This window comes from Haloarchaeobius caseinilyticus (assembly GCF_051207395.1).
GTDB lineage: Archaea > Halobacteriota > Halobacteria > Halobacteriales > Natrialbaceae > Haloarchaeobius.
Genome location: NZ_JBPJZC010000001.1, coordinates 728,806 through 745,852, shown reverse-complemented (window position 1 = coordinate 745,852; position 17,047 = coordinate 728,806). Strand labels below are relative to the sequence as shown.

General features: G+C 64.3%; 17 protein-coding genes. 8 read left to right on the top strand and 9 right to left on the bottom strand.

All coding sequences use genetic code 11. The features are described from left to right. Positions 1-4: 4 nt before the first annotated feature. On the bottom strand, positions 5-1,012 hold the full coding sequence (locus ACSC1P_RS04010) for a M48 family metallopeptidase (protein WP_435358842.1): 1,008 nt from the start codon (positions 1,010-1,012) through the stop codon (positions 5-7). 192 nt (positions 1,013-1,204) lie between these two features. Between ACSC1P_RS04010 and ACSC1P_RS04005 the strand changes: the two genes are divergently transcribed. Then, complete coding sequence (locus ACSC1P_RS04005) at positions 1,205-1,900, top strand: HAD family hydrolase (protein ID WP_435358841.1); 696 nt, start codon at positions 1,205-1,207, stop codon at positions 1,898-1,900. A 40-nt stretch (positions 1,901-1,940) separates the two neighbouring features. Here ACSC1P_RS04005 and ACSC1P_RS04000 read toward each other — a convergent pair whose 3' ends face one another. Both ACSC1P_RS04000 and ACSC1P_RS03995 read right to left on the bottom strand, forming a co-directional pair. Continuing rightward, positions 1,941-3,827, bottom strand: a complete 1,887-nt coding sequence (locus ACSC1P_RS04000) for a molybdopterin biosynthesis protein (protein ID WP_435358840.1) — start codon at positions 3,825-3,827, stop codon at positions 1,941-1,943. Then, complete coding sequence (locus tag ACSC1P_RS03995) at positions 3,824-5,050, bottom strand: molybdopterin molybdotransferase MoeA (protein WP_435358839.1); 1,227 nt, start codon at positions 5,048-5,050, stop codon at positions 3,824-3,826. Before ACSC1P_RS03995 ends, ACSC1P_RS04000 begins: the two co-directional genes overlap by 4 nt. 142 nt (positions 5,051-5,192) lie before the next feature. Between ACSC1P_RS03995 and ACSC1P_RS03990 the strand changes: the two genes are divergently transcribed. The 3 genes from ACSC1P_RS03990 to ACSC1P_RS03980 all read left to right on the top strand — a co-directional run bounded on the left by ACSC1P_RS03990 (position 5,193) and on the right by ACSC1P_RS03980 (position 8,088). After that, positions 5,193-5,984, top strand: coding sequence for a GIDE domain-containing protein (locus ACSC1P_RS03990; RefSeq protein ID WP_435358838.1), 792 nt, complete (start codon positions 5,193-5,195; stop codon positions 5,982-5,984). A gap of 66 nt (positions 5,985-6,050) precedes the next feature. Then, complete coding sequence (locus tag ACSC1P_RS03985) at positions 6,051-6,410, top strand: Hsp20/alpha crystallin family protein (protein WP_435358837.1); 360 nt, start codon at positions 6,051-6,053, stop codon at positions 6,408-6,410. A 4-nt stretch (positions 6,411-6,414) separates the two neighbouring features. After that, positions 6,415-8,088 (top strand): ABC1 kinase family protein, encoded by a 1,674-nt coding sequence (locus tag ACSC1P_RS03980; RefSeq protein WP_435358836.1) that lies wholly within the window; start codon positions 6,415-6,417, stop codon positions 8,086-8,088. Positions 8,089-8,199: 111 nt separating this feature from the next. Here ACSC1P_RS03980 and ACSC1P_RS03975 read toward each other — a convergent pair whose 3' ends face one another. After that, the gene (locus ACSC1P_RS03975) at positions 8,200-8,448 is read right to left on the bottom strand and encodes a hypothetical protein (RefSeq protein ID WP_435358835.1); all 249 of its coding nucleotides are present in this window, start codon (positions 8,446-8,448) and stop codon (positions 8,200-8,202) included. A gap of 117 nt (positions 8,449-8,565) precedes the next feature. Here ACSC1P_RS03975 and ACSC1P_RS03970 point away from each other — a divergent pair, with 117 nt between their 5' ends. Further along, entirely contained in the window at positions 8,566-9,633 is a 1,068-nt protein-coding gene (locus ACSC1P_RS03970; RefSeq protein ID WP_435358834.1) for an aminotransferase class I/II-fold pyridoxal phosphate-dependent enzyme, read from the top strand. 20 nt (positions 9,634-9,653) lie between these two features. Here ACSC1P_RS03970 and ACSC1P_RS03965 read toward each other — a convergent pair whose 3' ends face one another. The 3 genes from ACSC1P_RS03965 to ACSC1P_RS03955 form a co-directional block, all read right to left on the bottom strand. Further along, entirely contained in the window at positions 9,654-10,883 is a 1,230-nt protein-coding gene (locus tag ACSC1P_RS03965) for an MFS transporter (RefSeq protein WP_435358833.1), read from the bottom strand. Between the two features lie 72 nt (positions 10,884-10,955). After that, positions 10,956-11,246, bottom strand: coding sequence for a hypothetical protein (locus ACSC1P_RS03960; protein WP_435358832.1), 291 nt, complete (start codon positions 11,244-11,246; stop codon positions 10,956-10,958). A 99-nt stretch (positions 11,247-11,345) separates the two neighbouring features. Continuing rightward, a complete protein-coding gene (locus ACSC1P_RS03955) occupies positions 11,346-11,876 on the bottom strand; it encodes a DoxX family membrane protein (protein ID WP_435358831.1) in 531 nt (176 codons plus the stop codon). 170 nt (positions 11,877-12,046) lie between these two features. On the opposite strand from ACSC1P_RS03955, the gene ACSC1P_RS03950 reads away from it, so the two are divergent. After that, entirely contained in the window at positions 12,047-12,424 is a 378-nt protein-coding gene (locus tag ACSC1P_RS03950; RefSeq protein WP_435358830.1) for a translation initiation factor IF-5A, read from the top strand. Then, entirely contained in the window at positions 12,425-13,234 is an 810-nt protein-coding gene (speB, locus tag ACSC1P_RS03945; protein ID WP_435358829.1) for an agmatinase, read from the top strand. 60 nt (positions 13,235-13,294) lie between these two features. Here the strand turns inward: speB and ACSC1P_RS03940 are convergent, their stop codons facing one another. Continuing rightward, the gene (locus ACSC1P_RS03940; protein ID WP_435358828.1) at positions 13,295-14,437 is read right to left on the bottom strand and encodes an acyltransferase; all 1,143 of its coding nucleotides are present in this window, start codon (positions 14,435-14,437) and stop codon (positions 13,295-13,297) included. Positions 14,438-14,964: 527 nt separating this feature from the next. Here ACSC1P_RS03940 and ACSC1P_RS03935 point away from each other — a divergent pair. Next, positions 14,965-15,741: a Nif3-like dinuclear metal center hexameric protein gene (locus ACSC1P_RS03935; protein ID WP_435360256.1), complete on the top strand. Its 777-nt coding sequence runs from the start codon at positions 14,965-14,967 to the stop codon at positions 15,739-15,741. Positions 15,742-15,759: 18 nt separating this feature from the next. On the opposite strand, the gene ACSC1P_RS03930 is transcribed toward ACSC1P_RS03935, so the two are convergent. Continuing rightward, positions 15,760-16,815, bottom strand: a complete 1,056-nt coding sequence (locus ACSC1P_RS03930; RefSeq protein WP_435358827.1) for a hypothetical protein — start codon at positions 16,813-16,815, stop codon at positions 15,760-15,762. Positions 16,816-17,047: the final 232 nt, after the last annotated feature.

Below are 17,047 nucleotides of genomic sequence, written 5' to 3'. Positions count from 1 at the left end.
CCCGCTACTGTCCCTCCCGCAATCGCTCGATTCTGACCGTCGTCGCTGGATGCGTCCCTGGGAGCCGGTTTTTCAGTTTGATGAGGAGGCGTCGATACCACCACCCCTGCGGTTTCCGGTTGCCGTCGGGGCCGAGCATCACCGACGGCTCCGGGTCCTCTGGCGGCGGCGGGACGATGGAGAACGCCTCGACGCCGTCGGCCGCCCGAACGTCGACAGTCGGTGCACCCGCGAATCGCTCGTCGAGCGTCGCCAGCGCGCTTGCGAGCGCACCGGGATTGCCAGTGAGCGACACAGCCGTCTGGTCGGCGACGAGTTCACGCTGGCGACTGAACAGTATCAGCAAGCCACGGCCGACCGCCAAGAACACGCCACCGATGAAGACCGACAGTGCGACGACGATACCCTCCAGTCCGTTCCGGTCGTTCTTCGAGACCTCGGGGTCCCCGAGTTCGTCCATCCCGTAGGTGAACAGGTCGTCCGCGACGAACACCGGGACGGCACAGAGGCTGGTGATGGTCGCGTCTCGATTGGCGACGTGTGCGAGTTCGTGTGCGACGACAGCCGCGAGTTCGTCGTCGTCGAGGCAGTCGAGCACGCCTGTCGAGAGCGCGAGCGTCGCGTCTCGACGCCGGACACCCGTCACCATCGCCAGCGGTGTCTCGATATCGACTAGCCGTATGTCCGGCACCGGGACGTCGAGTTGCTGGCTCGTCGCCGTAACGAGACGGTCGAGTTCGTCGGGAACCGGAGACTCCGGTGCATCGACCGCGTCGACCGGCGAGGACCGCAGTTCACGGCGTGTCGACCAGCCGAACAGTGCGAGCGTCGCAGGGACTGTGATACCGAGTGTGACGAGTGGGTCGGGGATTGGCCCGAACACACCGGCGACGAACATGAGCGCGAGCGCGAGCACGCCCGACAGCACGCCGGCGAGCGCGACGGTGGTCAGCACGAGTCCGACGAGGGCGACCAGCATCCGGAATCGAAGGCCGAGTCCGTTCGAGGGCATCGATACTGAAAATTCAGCGTGCTGGTTTCTTCAACGTTCGCACCAATATATCGGGAAACGAACCCACGAACAGGGCGGAGACCGCTTCGCTTGCCGGAATGAGTATGTTCCACACGCAATCAAATATATACTTGCTGGCCCAATCTACGTAGCCGGAATCTACTTGAAACGTTCACGCTTAGACTACAATCCATGACTTTGGCGGAGTACGACTACTGGCTCCTCGACCTCGATGGAACGCTCGTCGACGTCGACTGGGGATACACGCGCGACGTGTTCACCCGAGTCGGCGACATCCTGGGTCGGGAGTTCACAGACCGTGAAGCCTACCTCCTCTGGCACGGGCTCACGGGGAACCGCGACCGCCAGCTCGAAGCCTGGGAGATCGATCCCAAAGAGTTCTGGCCCGCGTTCCACGAAATCGAGGACCCCCAGATTCGCGCTGAAGAGACGTTCCTCCACGACGACGCCGAATTCATCACAGAACTCGACTGTCCGGTCGGCCTCGTGACGCACTGTCAGCAGTTCCTCGCCGACCCGGTCATCGACCACCTCGGCATCCGGGACTGGTTCGATACCGTCGTCTGCTGTACCGACGAGACCGGGTGGAAACCCGACCCCGGACCCGTCTATCGCGCCCTGGCCGACCTCGACATCGAACCGCCGCAGGTCGCCGCCGACGGCGGCCGACCGAAGGGCCCGGCCCGCGGTGTCCTCGCTGGCGACGGCTCGAACGACGTCGGTGCGGCGTGGAACGCCGGTCTCGACGCCATCCACGTCGAGCGACACGGCTACGAGAAACGCGGCCACTGCGTGATGGGCGACTACCGAATCGCCTCGTTCGACGAGTTGCGCTACCGGCCGGGGCCGACCTCGGCGAGCGACTGAGGTAGCAGGCTGTTTTCGACCAAAAATGCAGATTGTGCGATTAGCGTTCGCTGTACCCGGGGAGGTCCGCCATCGCGTCGTCGAGTTCACCCAGTACGGACTCGAACGTCTGCATGCCCGCTTTCTCGGCACGCTCGGGATTCCCCAGAACTTGGACCTCCTCGTCGCCGAGTGAAACGAAGTCCATCCCGAGTCGCTCGGCAGTCGTCCGCAGGCCGAGGCCGGCGTCTGCCCGCCCACCGAGAACCTTCCGAGCTGGACTCTCGTGTGCTCTAAGGCCAACCTCGAAGCCGTCGATTGCCGAGACGATGTCGTGGCGGTCTTCGTCGCGTTCGTCGGCGAGTTCGGCGACTGCGTTGCCGAGGCTCGTCCGAAGCCCGGAGTCAGTGGTGCGATTGACGAACCTGAGGTCGCGGTCGGCCAAATCTGCGAGGCCGTCGATTTCCTCCGGGTTCCCGTCGGGGACGACCAGTCCCCACTCGCGAGTCCACGAGGCGAGCACGTCGGCATCGACTTCACGGTCGACCGGACCGGCCGAGACGGCGAAGTCGGGCACGCCGGAGCGGAGTCGGCGAAGGCCCTGTCGGCTTCCCACGGAGAGGTATCGGGGACCGGCGAGACGGTCGAGCAGGCGCGACAGCAGCGGGTCGTCTTCGCCGACGCCGAACACACTCGGTGGGCGAACGTCGGGTGAGAACAACTGCACGGTGACTGCCTCGCCCTCGTCCAGATATTCGGTATCGGCCGCGACTTCGACCACGCCGTCGGCTTCGACGAGACTCGTCGTCGCGCCGGAGCCTTTGTCGACCGGGTAGACGAGCAGGTCACCCGTTCGGTCTTCGACGAGGCCGACCGGCATGAGTCGCATCCGACCTTCGGCGTACCGTTCTTGGCGGGCCATCGCACCCTCGACGGTCGCCGTTCGTGGTTCCGGCTGGCCAGCGGCCTGCCGGATGGCCGGTGCGACGAACGTCCGGAAGATGGTGAGCGCCGAAACGGGGTAGCCCGGCAGACCGACGTAGGCCGAATCGGCCAGTTCGCCGATGAGCATCGGTTTCCCGGGCTTGACGCTTACCCCGTGGAGCAAGAGTTCACCGCGCTCTTCGATGACTTCGTAAATCACGTCGACCGCGCTCGCGCTGGTGCTCCCCGAGGAGAGCACGAGGTCACACTCGTCGGCGGCTTCCACGAGGATGCGGGCCATCTCGTCGTAGTCGTCGCCGGCGTGCGGGTAGAGTTTCGGCACGCCACCGGCTTCCTCGACGCCAGTCGCGACTGTGTAGCTGTTCACGTCGAAAATCTGGCCGCGTTCCGAGTGGAGGTCGCCACCGGGCCGAACGAGTTCGTCGCCGGTCGAGACGATGCCCACGGTCGGCTTTCCACGGACCGGCACCGCGTCGACGCCGAGCGCCGAGAGCAGGCCGATTTCCCGCGGTGTAAGTCGCGTGCCGGGACCCAGCGCGCGTTCACCGGCGGCCACGTCCGACCCGGCGAACATCACGTTGTCGCCAGGGGCGACACTGGTTCGGAAGGCGATTTGCTCGCCGCCATCGACTTCGTCCGTCTCCTCGACCATCACCATCGCGTCCGCGCCGTCGGGCATCACCGCGCCAGTCGAGATTTCGGCGCACTCGCCTTCACCGACGGTCACGTCGGGTTCTTCACCGGCGTGGACCTCGCCGACGAGGTCGAGGATTGCCGGGTCGGCTTCGTCTGCGCCGAAGGTGTCCGTGGCTTGCAGCGCGTACCCGTCGAGCGTCGCGCGGTCGAAGCCGGGTACGTCGATTTCCGCGTCGACACGCTCGGCGAGGACTCGACCGCGGGCATCGGCCAGCGAAACTGCTTCGGTCTCGGGTTCGAGGTCGAGTCCGGCGATGGCGTCGTGTGCGGCCTCGGGTTCTGCGAGGTCGCGAAACTCCTTCCTCATGCCGACCACTCCCAGTCCTGGACCGCGACGAGGTCACCTTCCGGCACGCCCTCGATGCCTTCGCGGACTTCGACCCAACCGTCGGCGAGCGCCACGGAGGAGAGGACGCCAGAGCCGCCAACGCGTACCGGCACGGCGTGACGATGGCCGCCTTTGGAGACGAACTTCACTCTCGCGTACGTCCGGACGCCCGGTTCGCTCGGAATCTTCCGGTCGAGCACCGCCGGACTCGTCGGTGGCTCTCGTGCCTCCATGCCGCCGGTCCACTTCACCGCGTGGCGGAGGAACTGCATCGAGTTCACGATGCAGGCGACCGGATAGCCCGGCAGCATCACGACCGGCGTGTCGTCTACTTCGCCCAATGCGACCGGATGACCCGGTTTCAGGGCGACCCCGTGCACGAACACTTCGCCCAGTGAGTCGACGACTTCGGGGACGAGGTCGCGCTCACCGACTGACGAACCGCCGGTCGTGGCGACTACGTCGTGCTCGGCACAGGCAGCCTCGATAGCTGCCGCAAGTTCGTCCTCGTCGTCGGTAACGATGTCGTGGCGGTTCGCCTCGCCGCCCCACCGTTCGACCAGACGAGAGACTGTGAGCGAGTTCGTTTCGACGGTCTCGCCGGGTTCTGGCACTTCGTCCGGCCCCACGAGTTCTTCGCCGGTGGGAATCACGGCGACGCGGGGGCGGTCGACGACAGAGACAGATTCGACCCCGACCGAGCGAAGCATACCGAGGTCAGACGGGCGAAGTCGGTGACCCGGACTGTACAGATGCTGCCCCTCGCGAACGTCTTCGCCGACGGTCGCGACGTTCTCACCCTCTGCGAGCGCGTCGAACACGTCTAAGTCGTCGCCGACTTGCTCCGTGTGTTCTATCATGACCACGGCGTCGGTGCCCGTCGGGAGCGCGCTCCCGGTGTGGACCCGAACCGCCTCGCCGGGCATCGGTGACCCCTCGACCACGCGGAGCAGTTCCGGCGAGCGGTCGCTCGCCCCGAACGTGTCGCTCGCGCGGACCGCGTAGCCGTCCATCGCGGCCTTCGAGTAGTCCGGCACGTTCCGTGTCGACTCGACCGGTTCGGCCAGTGTTCTGCCGTCGGCGTCGGTCACCGACACCGTCTCTGTCCGGTCGACCTGTGTGACCCGTTCGTGGAGGGAATTGCGCGCGTCGTCGATGCGCGTCCGGTCTTTGAACCCGGACTCCTTCCTGCGCTCGTCCATGTGCTGAGAATCAGCCCGGGAGTGGCAAAAGCCTGCGGGGGTGCACGGCGAACGCATCAGTCCACTCGGCAGCAGCAGTCGACTCCGGTGTGGTCTATTCGCCGACGTGACAGTTATCACGCATCGGTAGCCAAGAGGAAGTATGCCCTTCAGCATCTTCTCGGCCCTGTTTCTCCTCACGGCGGTCGCTTTCCTCGCCTATGGCTTGCTCACCCTGCGCGTCGCGCACCGAATTCGCTCGAACGAACCGAAGCAGGCATACGAGGCACGGAACGGCGGCCCCTTCGAGATAGAGGGCACCGCGAAGTTTCACGAAGACTTCGTCCGCTCGCCCTTCACCGACGCCCACTGTCTCGTCTGTCATTGGAAAGTCGAGGAGTACCGGTCCTCCGGAAAGAACAGCCACTGGGCGACCATCGACGAGGGCTACTGGGCGAAGCCGTTCTGCATCGAGGACGACTCGGGCCGAGTGCTCGTCGACCCACAGGGTGCCAAGTTCTCACTGGCCGAGTCGAGTCGCATCCACGTCGACGGTGGAACTGCTCCGCCCGAGACCATCCAACAGTTCATCGACGTGAACCGGGACGTCGACGACGAGAACACCCACGTCGACCTGAAATTGTTCAAGATGAAGACGGGCAACGACCGCCGGTACGTCGAGGAACGACTGGACGTGAACGAAGCGGTCCACGTCTACGGCTTCGCTCGGCCCGACCCCGACCGCGAGTTCGGCTCTCGGCTGTACGCCATCGTCGGCGCGCCAGAGCGACAGCGACGGGGATGGCTCGGAACCGCAATCGGCCGGGTCGTCGACCCACCGTTTCTCGTCTCCGACACCAGCGAGGAAGGGGTGGTGAAACGACAGCTGAAGAAAGCGGTGGTCCCGTTGCTCCTCGGTGTCGTCTGTCTGGGCTTGACCGCCATCGTCGTCTGAGCCCGAAGTCGAGACGGGGGTTCCGTATCCGCGGCCTTTTTCGCCCCCCGCTTCCAAGGTGCGGGTATGTCAGCGCTGCGAGACGCGTTGCGGGACCTGCCGGACGCCGTGTTCGCCGACTTCCTGGAGTCGGACGACAGCTACCTCCTCGTCATCGACCTCCCGGGCGTGACGGCGGACACGCTCGACATCACTGTGAAGGAAGGCCGCCTCCAGCTCGAAGCACGTCGTGCGAAGGACGTGCCGCCGGAGTTCCGCTACGAGCGCGAGGAGCGCTCGATGTTCTTGGACGCGGAACTGCCGCTCCCGCCGGACGCGACTCCTGAGAACGCCGAGGCGACCGTCGAACGCGGCGTCCTCGAACTGCGCCTCCCCAAGCGGACCGCGAGCGAGGAGACGCGCATCGAGATAACGGACGCCGAATAACTAGGTGGTTACGCTGGTCAATCCGCGCGCCTACTGGCGATTCACCGTCGTCGCACGACAGTTCCTGCCGCTCCTGCTCGCGTACGCTCGTGACCGTCGGAAGTACCTCCTGTTCGGGGGGCGACGACAGGTCGACGCCGAGACGCGTGTCGACCGCGCAGAGCGATTGCTCGAATCACTTCTGACGCTCGGTCCGACGTTCATCAAACTGGGTCAGTTGCTCTCGACACGACCCGACATCCTTCCAACGGAGTACATCGAGGTGCTGGCGTCGCTGCAGGACGACGTCCCGGCAGCCTCGTGGGACGAGGCCGAGAAGGTCGTCGAAGCCGAGTTAGGCCCCATCGACGACGTGTTCGACGAGTTCGACACCGAACCCATCAGCGGCGCGAGTCTGGGCCAGGTGTACCTCGCCCGCGTCGGCGGCGAACAGGTCGCGGTGAAAGTCCGTCGGCCGGGTATCGAACCGCTGGTGAACGCAGACCTCACGGTCATCAAGTGGTCGCTCCCACTGTTACTCCGATTCGTCGGCGAAGCACGGGCGTTCTCGCTCGAAAACCTCGCCGACGAGTTCGCGAAGACCATCCGCGAGGAGATGGACTACACTCGCGAGGCCCGGATGCTGACCGAGATTCGGACGAACTTCGCGGACGACGAAGACATCGTCATCCCGAACGTGCTCGACGACTACTCCAGCGAGCGCGTGCTCACGATGGAGTACGTCTCTGGGATGAAGATAAACGACGTGTCGACGCTCGACGAAGCGGGCGTCGACCGAACCGAGGTGGCCGAGACACTCCAGCGCGCCTATCTCCAGATGATCATCGAAGACGGCGTCTTCCACGCCGACCCGCACCCGGGTAACCTCGCGGTGCAAGCGGACGGGTCTATCGTCTTCTACGACTTCGGGATGTCCGGCCACGTCGACGAGTTCGTGCAGGAGAAGATCGTCGAGTTCTACATCGCCGTCGCGAATCAGGACATCGACGGTATCCTCGATTCACTCATCGCCATCGGGACGCTCTCGCCCACTGCCGACCGGCAGGTGATGGGCGAGGTGATGGAACTCGCCATCGCGGACGCCCGCGGCGACGACATCGAGCAGTATCGCGTGAACCAGATTGTCGGCCAAATCGAGGACTCCATCTACGAGTTCCCGTTCCGATTGCCGGCGAACCTCGCGCTCGTCCTCCGGGTCGCCACGGTCGTCGAGGGCGTCTGTGTCACGCTCGACTCGAACTTCGACTTCATCGAGACGGCGACGGACTACCTCACCGAAGAGGGCTACCGCGAGGAGTCGATAAAACAGTTCGTCGACCAGACGAAAGACCAGGCGTGGGACGCTGCGCAGTCGGCAGTCCGTATCCCACCGAAACTCGAACAGACGCTCGACCGAGCCCAGCGCGGCAATCTCACCGTACAAGTCGAGTTCCAGGACTCCGCGGGTATCATCGACCGCCTCGCGAAACGACTCGTCTACGGGCTGGTCTTCTCGTTCTCGCTGCTGTCGACGGCGTATCTGTATCAGGGGGCGTCGGTGTACGCGGCGGGCGTCTCCGCTGCCATCGGCCTCATCGCAGGTGTCATGCTCTGGTGGTCGTTCCGCGACAAGAAAGGCATCCGTGCTCAACCGCAGTTCACCCGTCAGAACTTGCGAGAGCGTCGTGGGCGGGAGTAACGGGTAGAAGCCGGGGCGGCGGGTCGGCGGAGCGGCATGGCGGTAGGGCAGGGCCTGCCACTGTCGTTCGTCTGTCGTCCCGCGTGTGTCGGGTCGTCGACTGTTTGCCCGTTACCGTGTTTCTTCGTCGCCTCGAAGCCGGGCCACCGCGTCGGCGAGTGTGAGGTGTCTGAGTCGTCTCGCCGGCTCTACGTGTCTTCCACAGAACCAGTCGGCGTAGGAACGATGGCCAGTCTCGGTCGTCGAATCGGGGTCGGTCGGGTCGTCGCCGGTCATCGCGAACGTGAGGAGGTCGCCCGGGCCGGTCGGCCCCTCCTCACGGAAGTCCACGCCGCAGACCCGACAGACAGGTGGTCGCATGCGCCGGGATTCGTGCCATTAGTAATGGTACTTGCGGCTAACAGTATACGGGTTCGTCTGGGCACCGGTCGCTGTGGGTCCGTCGACTTTTTGCGCGTCCGGGGCGAGTCACGAGCGATGAACATCGACGCCTTCGGGCTGGAACGCTGGTTCGGCAAACACGAACACGGCGCGGATATCATGCTCGCCGAGTCGGGCATCCGCCCGCTCGACTCGGACCGGTTCGACACCGACCCCGGCGAGTTGAACTACGTCATCCCGACCGACGGCGACCCCGAGTTCCGAGCCGAAATCGGCGAGCGCTACGGGCGCGGTCCAGACGAAGTGTGTTTCACCTGCGGGACACAGGAGGCGAACCTGCTCGTGTTCCTCTCGCTGCTCGACGAGGGCGACCACGCCGTCGTCGTCACACCGACCTATCAAGCGCTGCACGCGGTGCCCGATGCCGTCGGCGACGTGACTCGCGTCTCGCTCACCGACGGGGACTGGCGACTCGACGTGGACGCCGTCGCGGACGCGATGCGCGACGAGACGAAACTCGTCGTGCTGAACAACCCGAACAACCCGACCGGGCGGTATCACGACGAGGCGAAAGTCCGGGAGCTGTACGACCTCGCGGCCGACAACGACGCCTACCTGCTCTGTGACGAGGTGTACCGACTGCTCGTCGACGACCCGGTTCCGCCGGTCGCCAGCATGGGTGAGTACGGCATCTCGACGACCAGCCTGACCAAAGCCTACGGGCTGGCTGGACTCCGTTTCGGGTGGATCGTCGGATCAGAAGACGTGGTACAGGACGCAGTCGAGTGGAAGGACTACACGACCATCTCGCCGCCCATCTTCGGCCAGCACGTCGCACGACAGGCACTCGGCGAGCAGGAAGACGAGATTCTGGCTGAGAACCGCGAACTCGCCCAGACGAACCGCGACATCGTCCGTGAGTTCGTCGAGGAACACGACCTCGACTGGTTCGACCCCGTCGGCGTGAACGGGTTCGTCTCGGTACCCGAGGGCTTCGCCGACGGCCGTGAGTTCTGTACCGCCGTCGTCGAGGAGGAGAGCGTCGTCTTGGCTCCGGGCGACCTGTTCGGCTACGACGACTACTGGCGACTCGGCTTCGGCCTGCCGACCGAGGAACTGGAAGAAGGGCTGTCGCGAGTGGCACGGGTCGTCGAACAGGCCTGAAGGCGGGGAGAAACCGGTTTTCAGTCGCTGGTCGCCGACTCCCCCGCACCTCGACTGACACCGGCGAGTGGCCGGACGGGAGAGACCGCTATCCACAACCCGCCAGCGACGACGGCGACAGCGATGCCGGCGAAGGCGAGGGTCTGGACCGGACCGACTGCTTCCGCGACGACGCCGCCGGTCAGGGCCGCGACGCCGGAGGCGAGCGAGAGGACCATCGAGGCTCCCGAAAGGACGGTCGCTCGGCCGACGTTCGCCAGTCGGTCGTTGAGGTACTGGTTCCTGACCGGCTGCAGCACCGTGTTGACGGTCCGGTTGGCGAACAGCACCGGGACGACCAGCACCGGGACGACGAGCGCGCTCGCGTAGACCAGTCCAAGCACTGGCGCGGCCAGCAGAAACACACCGGCGACGCCGAGGCGGTCTTCGAGCCAGCCAGTCGTCGCGGCCGCCGTCGCCGACACCAGTTTGAAGCAGGCGTACAGCACGCCGAAGGCCGGGAGCGGGACACCGACGGCCGCTGCGGCCGGCTGTTCGAACGCTCGGGTCAGGCCGAACAACCCCGCAAAGAGGGCGGCGTAGACGACCAGCCAGCGGACCTCGGGACGACCGACCTGCAACCGGAGCGTTCGCACGGCGTCGCCGACGCCGAACACGTCGTCACAGGGCGCTTCGGAGCCGTCGGCGCAGGTTTCGACCCGAGGGAGCGTCAGTAAGAGCGGCACACCGAGGGCGGACAGTGCCGCGTTGGCGAGGAACGGAACCGCCCAGTCGACGGTCGCCAGGAAGCCAGCCGCCAGCGCGGTGACGGCAGAGGTGACGAGGAGCAAGGTACTCGATCGGCCACGAATCCGGGCGTACTCGTCGGCCTCGCCGTGGCTGGCGAGCAACTCGTACAGCCACGCGTCGCCGGTCCCCGACCGAAACGCCCAGCCGATAGCCCAGACGACGTTGAGGGCCATGTACTCGACTGGCGAGTCGAGGAAGACGTAGGCCGTGAGAGCGACCGCAGACAGGGCGTTCCCGAGTGCGAGACTCGCCCGCCTGCCGAGGCGGTCCCCGACGTAGCCCGTCGGAATCTCGGCGGCGACGAGGGCGAACGAGAACACGGCCTTGATGGCGCCGATTTGGGCGAGACCGAACCCGTGGACTTCGAGGAGGTATAGCACGCTTACGGGCAGATAGAACCCGTACGCATTGGTACAGTAGTAGGCGTAGTATCGGCGAACGATACCGCGAACTTCTGCCATCAGTTGAAATGACGATAGCCAGTACAAAGGCTATTCCCGGAAGCCAATTTTAGTAGAATTTCTGTCTATTACTTACAACGGGAGCAGGTGCAGGAACTCCTCGACTTCCACGTCGTCGACACCGTAGGCAGTCACTCGGCGGCCGTTGTGCGAGAACTGGGTGTACGTCGGCGACATGACGCCGATGACGCGGTCGATGGGGATGGAGACGTAGTCGTAGTCCTCGGTCCGGAGCTGGTCGAAGCCGACGACCCAATCCCAGCCCTCGATGACGAACGCGGCGTCGACCTGTACGGGCTGTTCGTCGGCGTAGTAGATTTTCGCGACGGAACTCGTCTCGGGCCGCAGTGTGGTGGTACTCATGTCCCCGAAGACGTCACACGAGAATTTATATTTGTATTGATGTGTGATCGCACCGGGGTCGAAAGCACGGCGAACCCCGGGGCTGCGGCTGGGCGTCGCTCAGCCCAGCAGGTACCGGAGCGCCGGATACTGCTGGACTACCGACGTGTCTTCCAGCCACATATCGATACCGAGGATGCGGCCCGCCCCGAACGCGCCGAGCCCGAACAGGAGCATCGCGTAGACGACGTGGTCGTCGACGACGAACGAGTGCTCAAGCGGGAAGCTCGCGAGCCAGTAGAACAGCATCATCACTGCTGCCCAGAACGCGCTCCAGCGAACGAACGCGCCCAATAACAGGGCGAGGCCGGTGAGGGTCAGCCCCCACACGTTCAGGGGGTCGATTAGCCACAGCCAGTCGGCGGCCATCGTCTCCCAGAAGCCAGCGAGGAAGTTCTCGCCGTTCGCCGCGCCCATGAGGAATCCCCGTGCCGACCAATCACCTGCGAGGAGTTTGTCGATACCGGCGTAGAACAGCACCCACCCCATCGTCAACCGCATCCCGAGCAGGGCGTATCCGACCCACGTCTCGGAGTATTCGAAGGCGGTCTCTCTCCCGAACAGTTCCATTCCGGGTTCTGTGGTGGCCATGGTGCTATACCATGCTAGCACACAACATGAATACGCTTATAATTTATGCTAATGCCAGAATTATGAGTTGTATTCGTACCGGCCCCACGGCAGACCGGCGTCGTAGCACTGCCATCGACCGACTGTGGCGTTCCAAACGGTTTATACCAACGCGGGAAGAACGCCGGAGTATGGCTAAAGAGCAAAAGGAAGTTCGTGACCTTCGCGAGGGCAGCTACGTGGTTATCGACGACGCCGCCTGTAAGATCAACCACTACTCCACAGCCAAGCCGGGCAAGCACGGCAGTGCAAAGGCCCGCGTCGAGGCTGTCGGTGTGTTCGACGGCAAGAAGCGCTCCATGTCCCAGCCCGTCGACGCGAAGTGCTGGGTTCCCATCATCGAGCGAAAGCAGGGCCAGATCGTCGCTGTCGAGTCCGACACCGTCGCACAGGTCATGGATCTCGAGACGTACGAGACGATTACGATGTCCATTCCCGCAGACTTCGACGCGTCGCCGGACGACGAAATCGAATACCTCGAACTCGACGAACAGCGAAAAATCGTCTAGATGTTCCCGGGAGCCGTCGCCGACCGCGCTGACGCAGCGTACGTGGTCGTCGGGGCTCCACTCGACATCTCGACGACCTTCCAGCCGGGCACGCGGTTCGGACCGGACCGCATCCGGCACTTTTCCGAAACCTACGACGACTACGACCATCGCACAGCACAGCGCTTCTCCGAACTGTCAGTCCACGACCACGGCGACGTGCGGGCGTGGGACGACGCCGAGGAGTATCTGGACTACCTCCGCGGTGTCTGTACTGACGTCGTGTGGGACGACGCGGTCCCGCTCTTGCTCGGCGGGGAACACACCGTCACGCTGGCGAACGTCCGCGCGGTCGAACCTGACGTGTTCGTCTGTCTCGACGCCCACCTCGACCTCAGAGCCGAGTACGATGGGAACGAGTTGAGTCACGCCACCGTGACGAGACACGTCCTCGATATCGCCGACGAAGCCGTGATTCTGGGTGCCAGAACCGGTTCCGAGGAGGAGTGGAACCGGGCGGCACAGGCCGACGTGACCGTCGTCGCCCCCGAAGACGTTGCCGACTGGGAACCGGATTTCGGCGACCGCGAGGTGTACCTCTCGGTCGACATCGACGGAGCAGACCCGGCGTTCGCGCCCGGCACCGGGACGATGGAACCGTTCGGACTGTCGTCGCGCGAGATGCGAGACGTGGTTCGCGCTCTCGGCGAGTCTGGCACCGTCACGGGCTTCGACGTGGTCGAAGTGAACGACCGCGACGACGGGCAGGCCGCCGCACTCGGCGGGAAGTTGCTGCGAGAATTCGTGTTCGCGGACGCGGCGAACCGGTAGCCAGTATCGGCTCGACTCGCCCTTTCTGCGACGAAAAGTAGACCGGCAGCGACAGGAGTTTCAGTCGCTCTTCGACCAATTTCCGCGTCCCGACTGCACAGCGCGTGACGTGCGTGACTTGAGACGGTGGAGCCACAGGAAGTGGCTGCCGTCGAGTTCGATGACGTTCACCCTCGCCAGCGAGAGGTAGACCGCCAGCGACAGGACGTACACGACGGGCGTGATGGCCAGTTGCCACAGGAGCGTCGACGTAACGTCGAACCCGAGCGCCGGCATCCACAGCCGTTTCGACGCGTGAATGGCCCGGAACACTGGCACGTGCAGTAGATAGATGCCGAGGGCGTGTCGCCCCACCTTCGGGAGTACCGTATTCTTCCCCCACTGCGGGTTCGACAGCGCGTACGCGAAGACGGCGAGGACGAAGAACACTGTCGAGAGGGTGTACGCTGTCAGGTAAATCTCCTGCCCGAAGACGTTGTCGCGGATGAGGTAGCCGATCGCGTACTGCTCGACGAGTTGTGCCACGACGAACACACACACCGCGCCGAGGTAGACGTGACTCCGGTCCTCGCGAGGTGTCCAGTCTCTCTCGTTGACCGTGTACCCGAGTGCGACGTAGAAGAACCCGAAGAAGAGGGCGTCCCGCGTTCGGAACGGCACGTCCGCGAGCATCTGATAGTTCGTGCCGACGATGCCGACGAGGTGGACGAGCGCAGCGACGGGCAAGAGATAGCGCGTCTTCTCGAATTTGACGAAGCACGCGACGAAGACGATGGCGAAGAGGAGCGCCGTCAAGAACCACAGCGGAACGGTGAGTGCGTTGCCGTAGTAGAAGAACTCGAGCAGGGAGTATTCGCCGAGTCCGTCGTCGATGAGGACGGTGGTCACGGCGTCGCCGGCCCAGAGAGCGAGCGCGACGGTGGTCGTGATAGAGACGACTCTGCCGAACAGGAAGAGTGACCCGAGCTTTCGAGTGGTGCCACGAATCTTGGCCGTGACGTTGTCGGCGTTGAGTGCCTCTGCGAGGAAGTAGCCGGAGGTGAGGAAGAAGAAGGGAACGTCGAACTGACCGACGGTGTCGACGACGAAATAGACGTAGTTCCCGTACGGTTCGAAGCCACGAAACGGTTGGACGTGGGCGACGACGATGAAGAAGATAGCGACTGCTCGGAGGGTATCTATACTGTGTATTCGATCTCTCATTGTATCGAAAAGACCTACTGGGAACTCAGCCGGTCCAGTTTAAAAACAGACCGATACCGATGGCGATGCTGCATTCCGGTACAGCAGGACACGTGGAGGTGGCCACTGGTCGCCCGTCGCTCAGAGACGCCCGGTTCGGTGTCACTGACAGTTGCTCGATTCGTCGTCACGTTCACGCGGCAGTTCACGATAGACGGTACGACTGCTCGTGGGGATGGTGTCGCGAGGAACGGAGAGCGGCGGGCGTGTTACGCGTCGTCGACAGACGTCACGTAACCCGCCTCGTCAGACGCCGTGCTTTGTGTTTGATTCGTCGTCTGAATCGTCGTGGCATTCGACGCCATGCGCGCATTGCCTTGCGGAATTTACCCATAGCGTGTCACCTCGATTGGTCCGCTCACCCGTCACGGGGACGGGTACTTCTGGCTACTCGCGGGGCACAGTTGAGTGGTGACCCACGACAGTGAGGGTTCGTGTCACTGGCCTGTACCGCCGCGTACAAGCCACCGGAACCCGTGGGTGCGCACATGCAACTCGCCGCCTTCTGTGACCGTCTCGACGAGGAGCTTCGCACTGCTGATTTCGCCGACATCGACGCCAGCCCCAACGGCTTGCAGGTCGGCCCGGAGACGGCCCAGGTCGAGCGGGTCGCGTTCGCGACCGACGGCGTCGCCGAGACGTTCGACCTCGCTGCCGAGTGGGACGCAGACGCCATCGTCTGTCACCACGGCATCTCGTGGGGCGGCATCGAACGCGTGACCGGGCGCCACTACAAGCGAGTCGCGCCGCTCATCGAGAACGACGTGGCGCTGTACGTCTCGCACCTGCCCCTCGACTCGCACCCGACACTCGGGAACGCCGCGGGTATCGCCGACTTGCTCGACCTCGACTGGCGCGAGGGATTCGGGCAGGTCGGTCCCGAGACCGTGGGTCTCCGGGGTCGCCTCACCGAAGCGACGACGAGCGAAGACCTCCGCGAACTGCTCGCCGACGAACTGTCGACCGGCGACCAGCCCGTACAGGTGCTCGACCACGGACCGGACGAGATAGAGGACGTCGGCATCACCACGGGTGACGGCTCGGGCTACGTCGACGAGGCGGCCGACCTCGGTCTCGACGCGCTCGTCATGGGTGAAGGGAAGCAAAAGACGTACCACGAAGCGAAAGAAGCCGGCCTGACCGTGATTCTCGCGGGCCACTACGCGACCGAGACGTTCGGCGTCAGAAACCTCCAGTCGTGGATCGAGACGGAGTGGGAGGAGTCGTTCGAGACGACGTTCTTCGACGTGCCGACGGGTATCTGAGGCCGCTTTTGCTCCGGGTCAGTTGGACGTGTGGACGCCGTCGCCGGGGCCACCGGGCGAGAGGTGGTCGAACTCACCCGTCGGCGTCGTTCCGGTCGCCCAGACCGTCCCGCCGTTCTGCTGGGCGTCGAGTCCGTCGAACGAGCCGAAGCGGTCGGACTCGCTGTCGATGTAGCCCTGTAGCTTCTCAGCCGTCGCGCTCTCGGCATCGGGATACGTATTCGCGTACGTGAGGTGCGTCGTCTCCGCGCCGAAGCGCCACGATTTCAGCCCGCCGGTGATTTCGTCTGCCCTGAACCCGCGAGTTGAATTGCCACCCATCGCCTCCGGATAGCAGGTCAGCGCGTGCGGGTCGTCGACGAGGCCGAGCATCGCGCTCACGTAGTCGTTCGTATCGGCGTACCGGTCGATTTCTCCCGCCTTCGCGTCGAGGATAGCCTCGACGTAGGGTCGTGCCTCTTCGGGTAACCACCCTGGCGTCACGATGGCGTCCTCGGAGACGGCGAGGACCGCCCCAATGTCGTACAGGTCGAACCCGCGGTAGCGGTCGAGGTGGGTGCCGGTGTGTTCCTCCCCGTCGTCGTACGTCCCTCTGACGCCTGAGAGTTGGTCCTGCAGTGCATCGGTGTCGAACGAACCGAAGGCGACCTCGGCGTGTCTGCCGAAGTCAAGTACGGCATCGAGCGGGGCGAGGTCGTAGTCGGGGAACAGTTTCCGAGTGTTGCTGGAACGTGCCGCCTCAGTCGTCAGGCGTTCGTAGGCGTTCTCGTGGAGGGCGTCCTTCCGAGACTCGATGGCGGCGATGTCGTAGTACTCGACGCCGTAGCCGTCGTAGAACGGCGTGTTCGCGGGCGAAGGGAGCCACTCGGCCAGTTTCGGGAGGTCACCGCTCGGTTTGGACTCGTCCGATGCGTCGGTCGATTCCGAACTCGTGGCGGTCGTCGTCGGGTCGTCGGTCGTGCCGCCGGTGCCGGCGGCGGGCGAGTCACCCACGCAACCGCTCAGCGACGCCAGTGCGCCGCCGGTGAGTGAGAAGCCGACCGTCCGAAGCAGGGACCGTCTGGAGGGAGCCATAATTCTCGCTCTTCGCAGTACACGCATAAGTCTTGTCTATCTTCAAACTTGTGTATGAGTTGGGGTGTCTTCGTCCCCGATAGAATTAGTACTGCCCCGAAATCTTGCGTTATTGGCGGTAGGAGAGTGGCAGAACGAGGTCGAATCGTTCGATGCTTTGGGAGGTTGTAACGGTTTATAGACAATACGTCTCCCGTGACATGGCCAGGGGTATGTTTACGCAGAGAGTAAA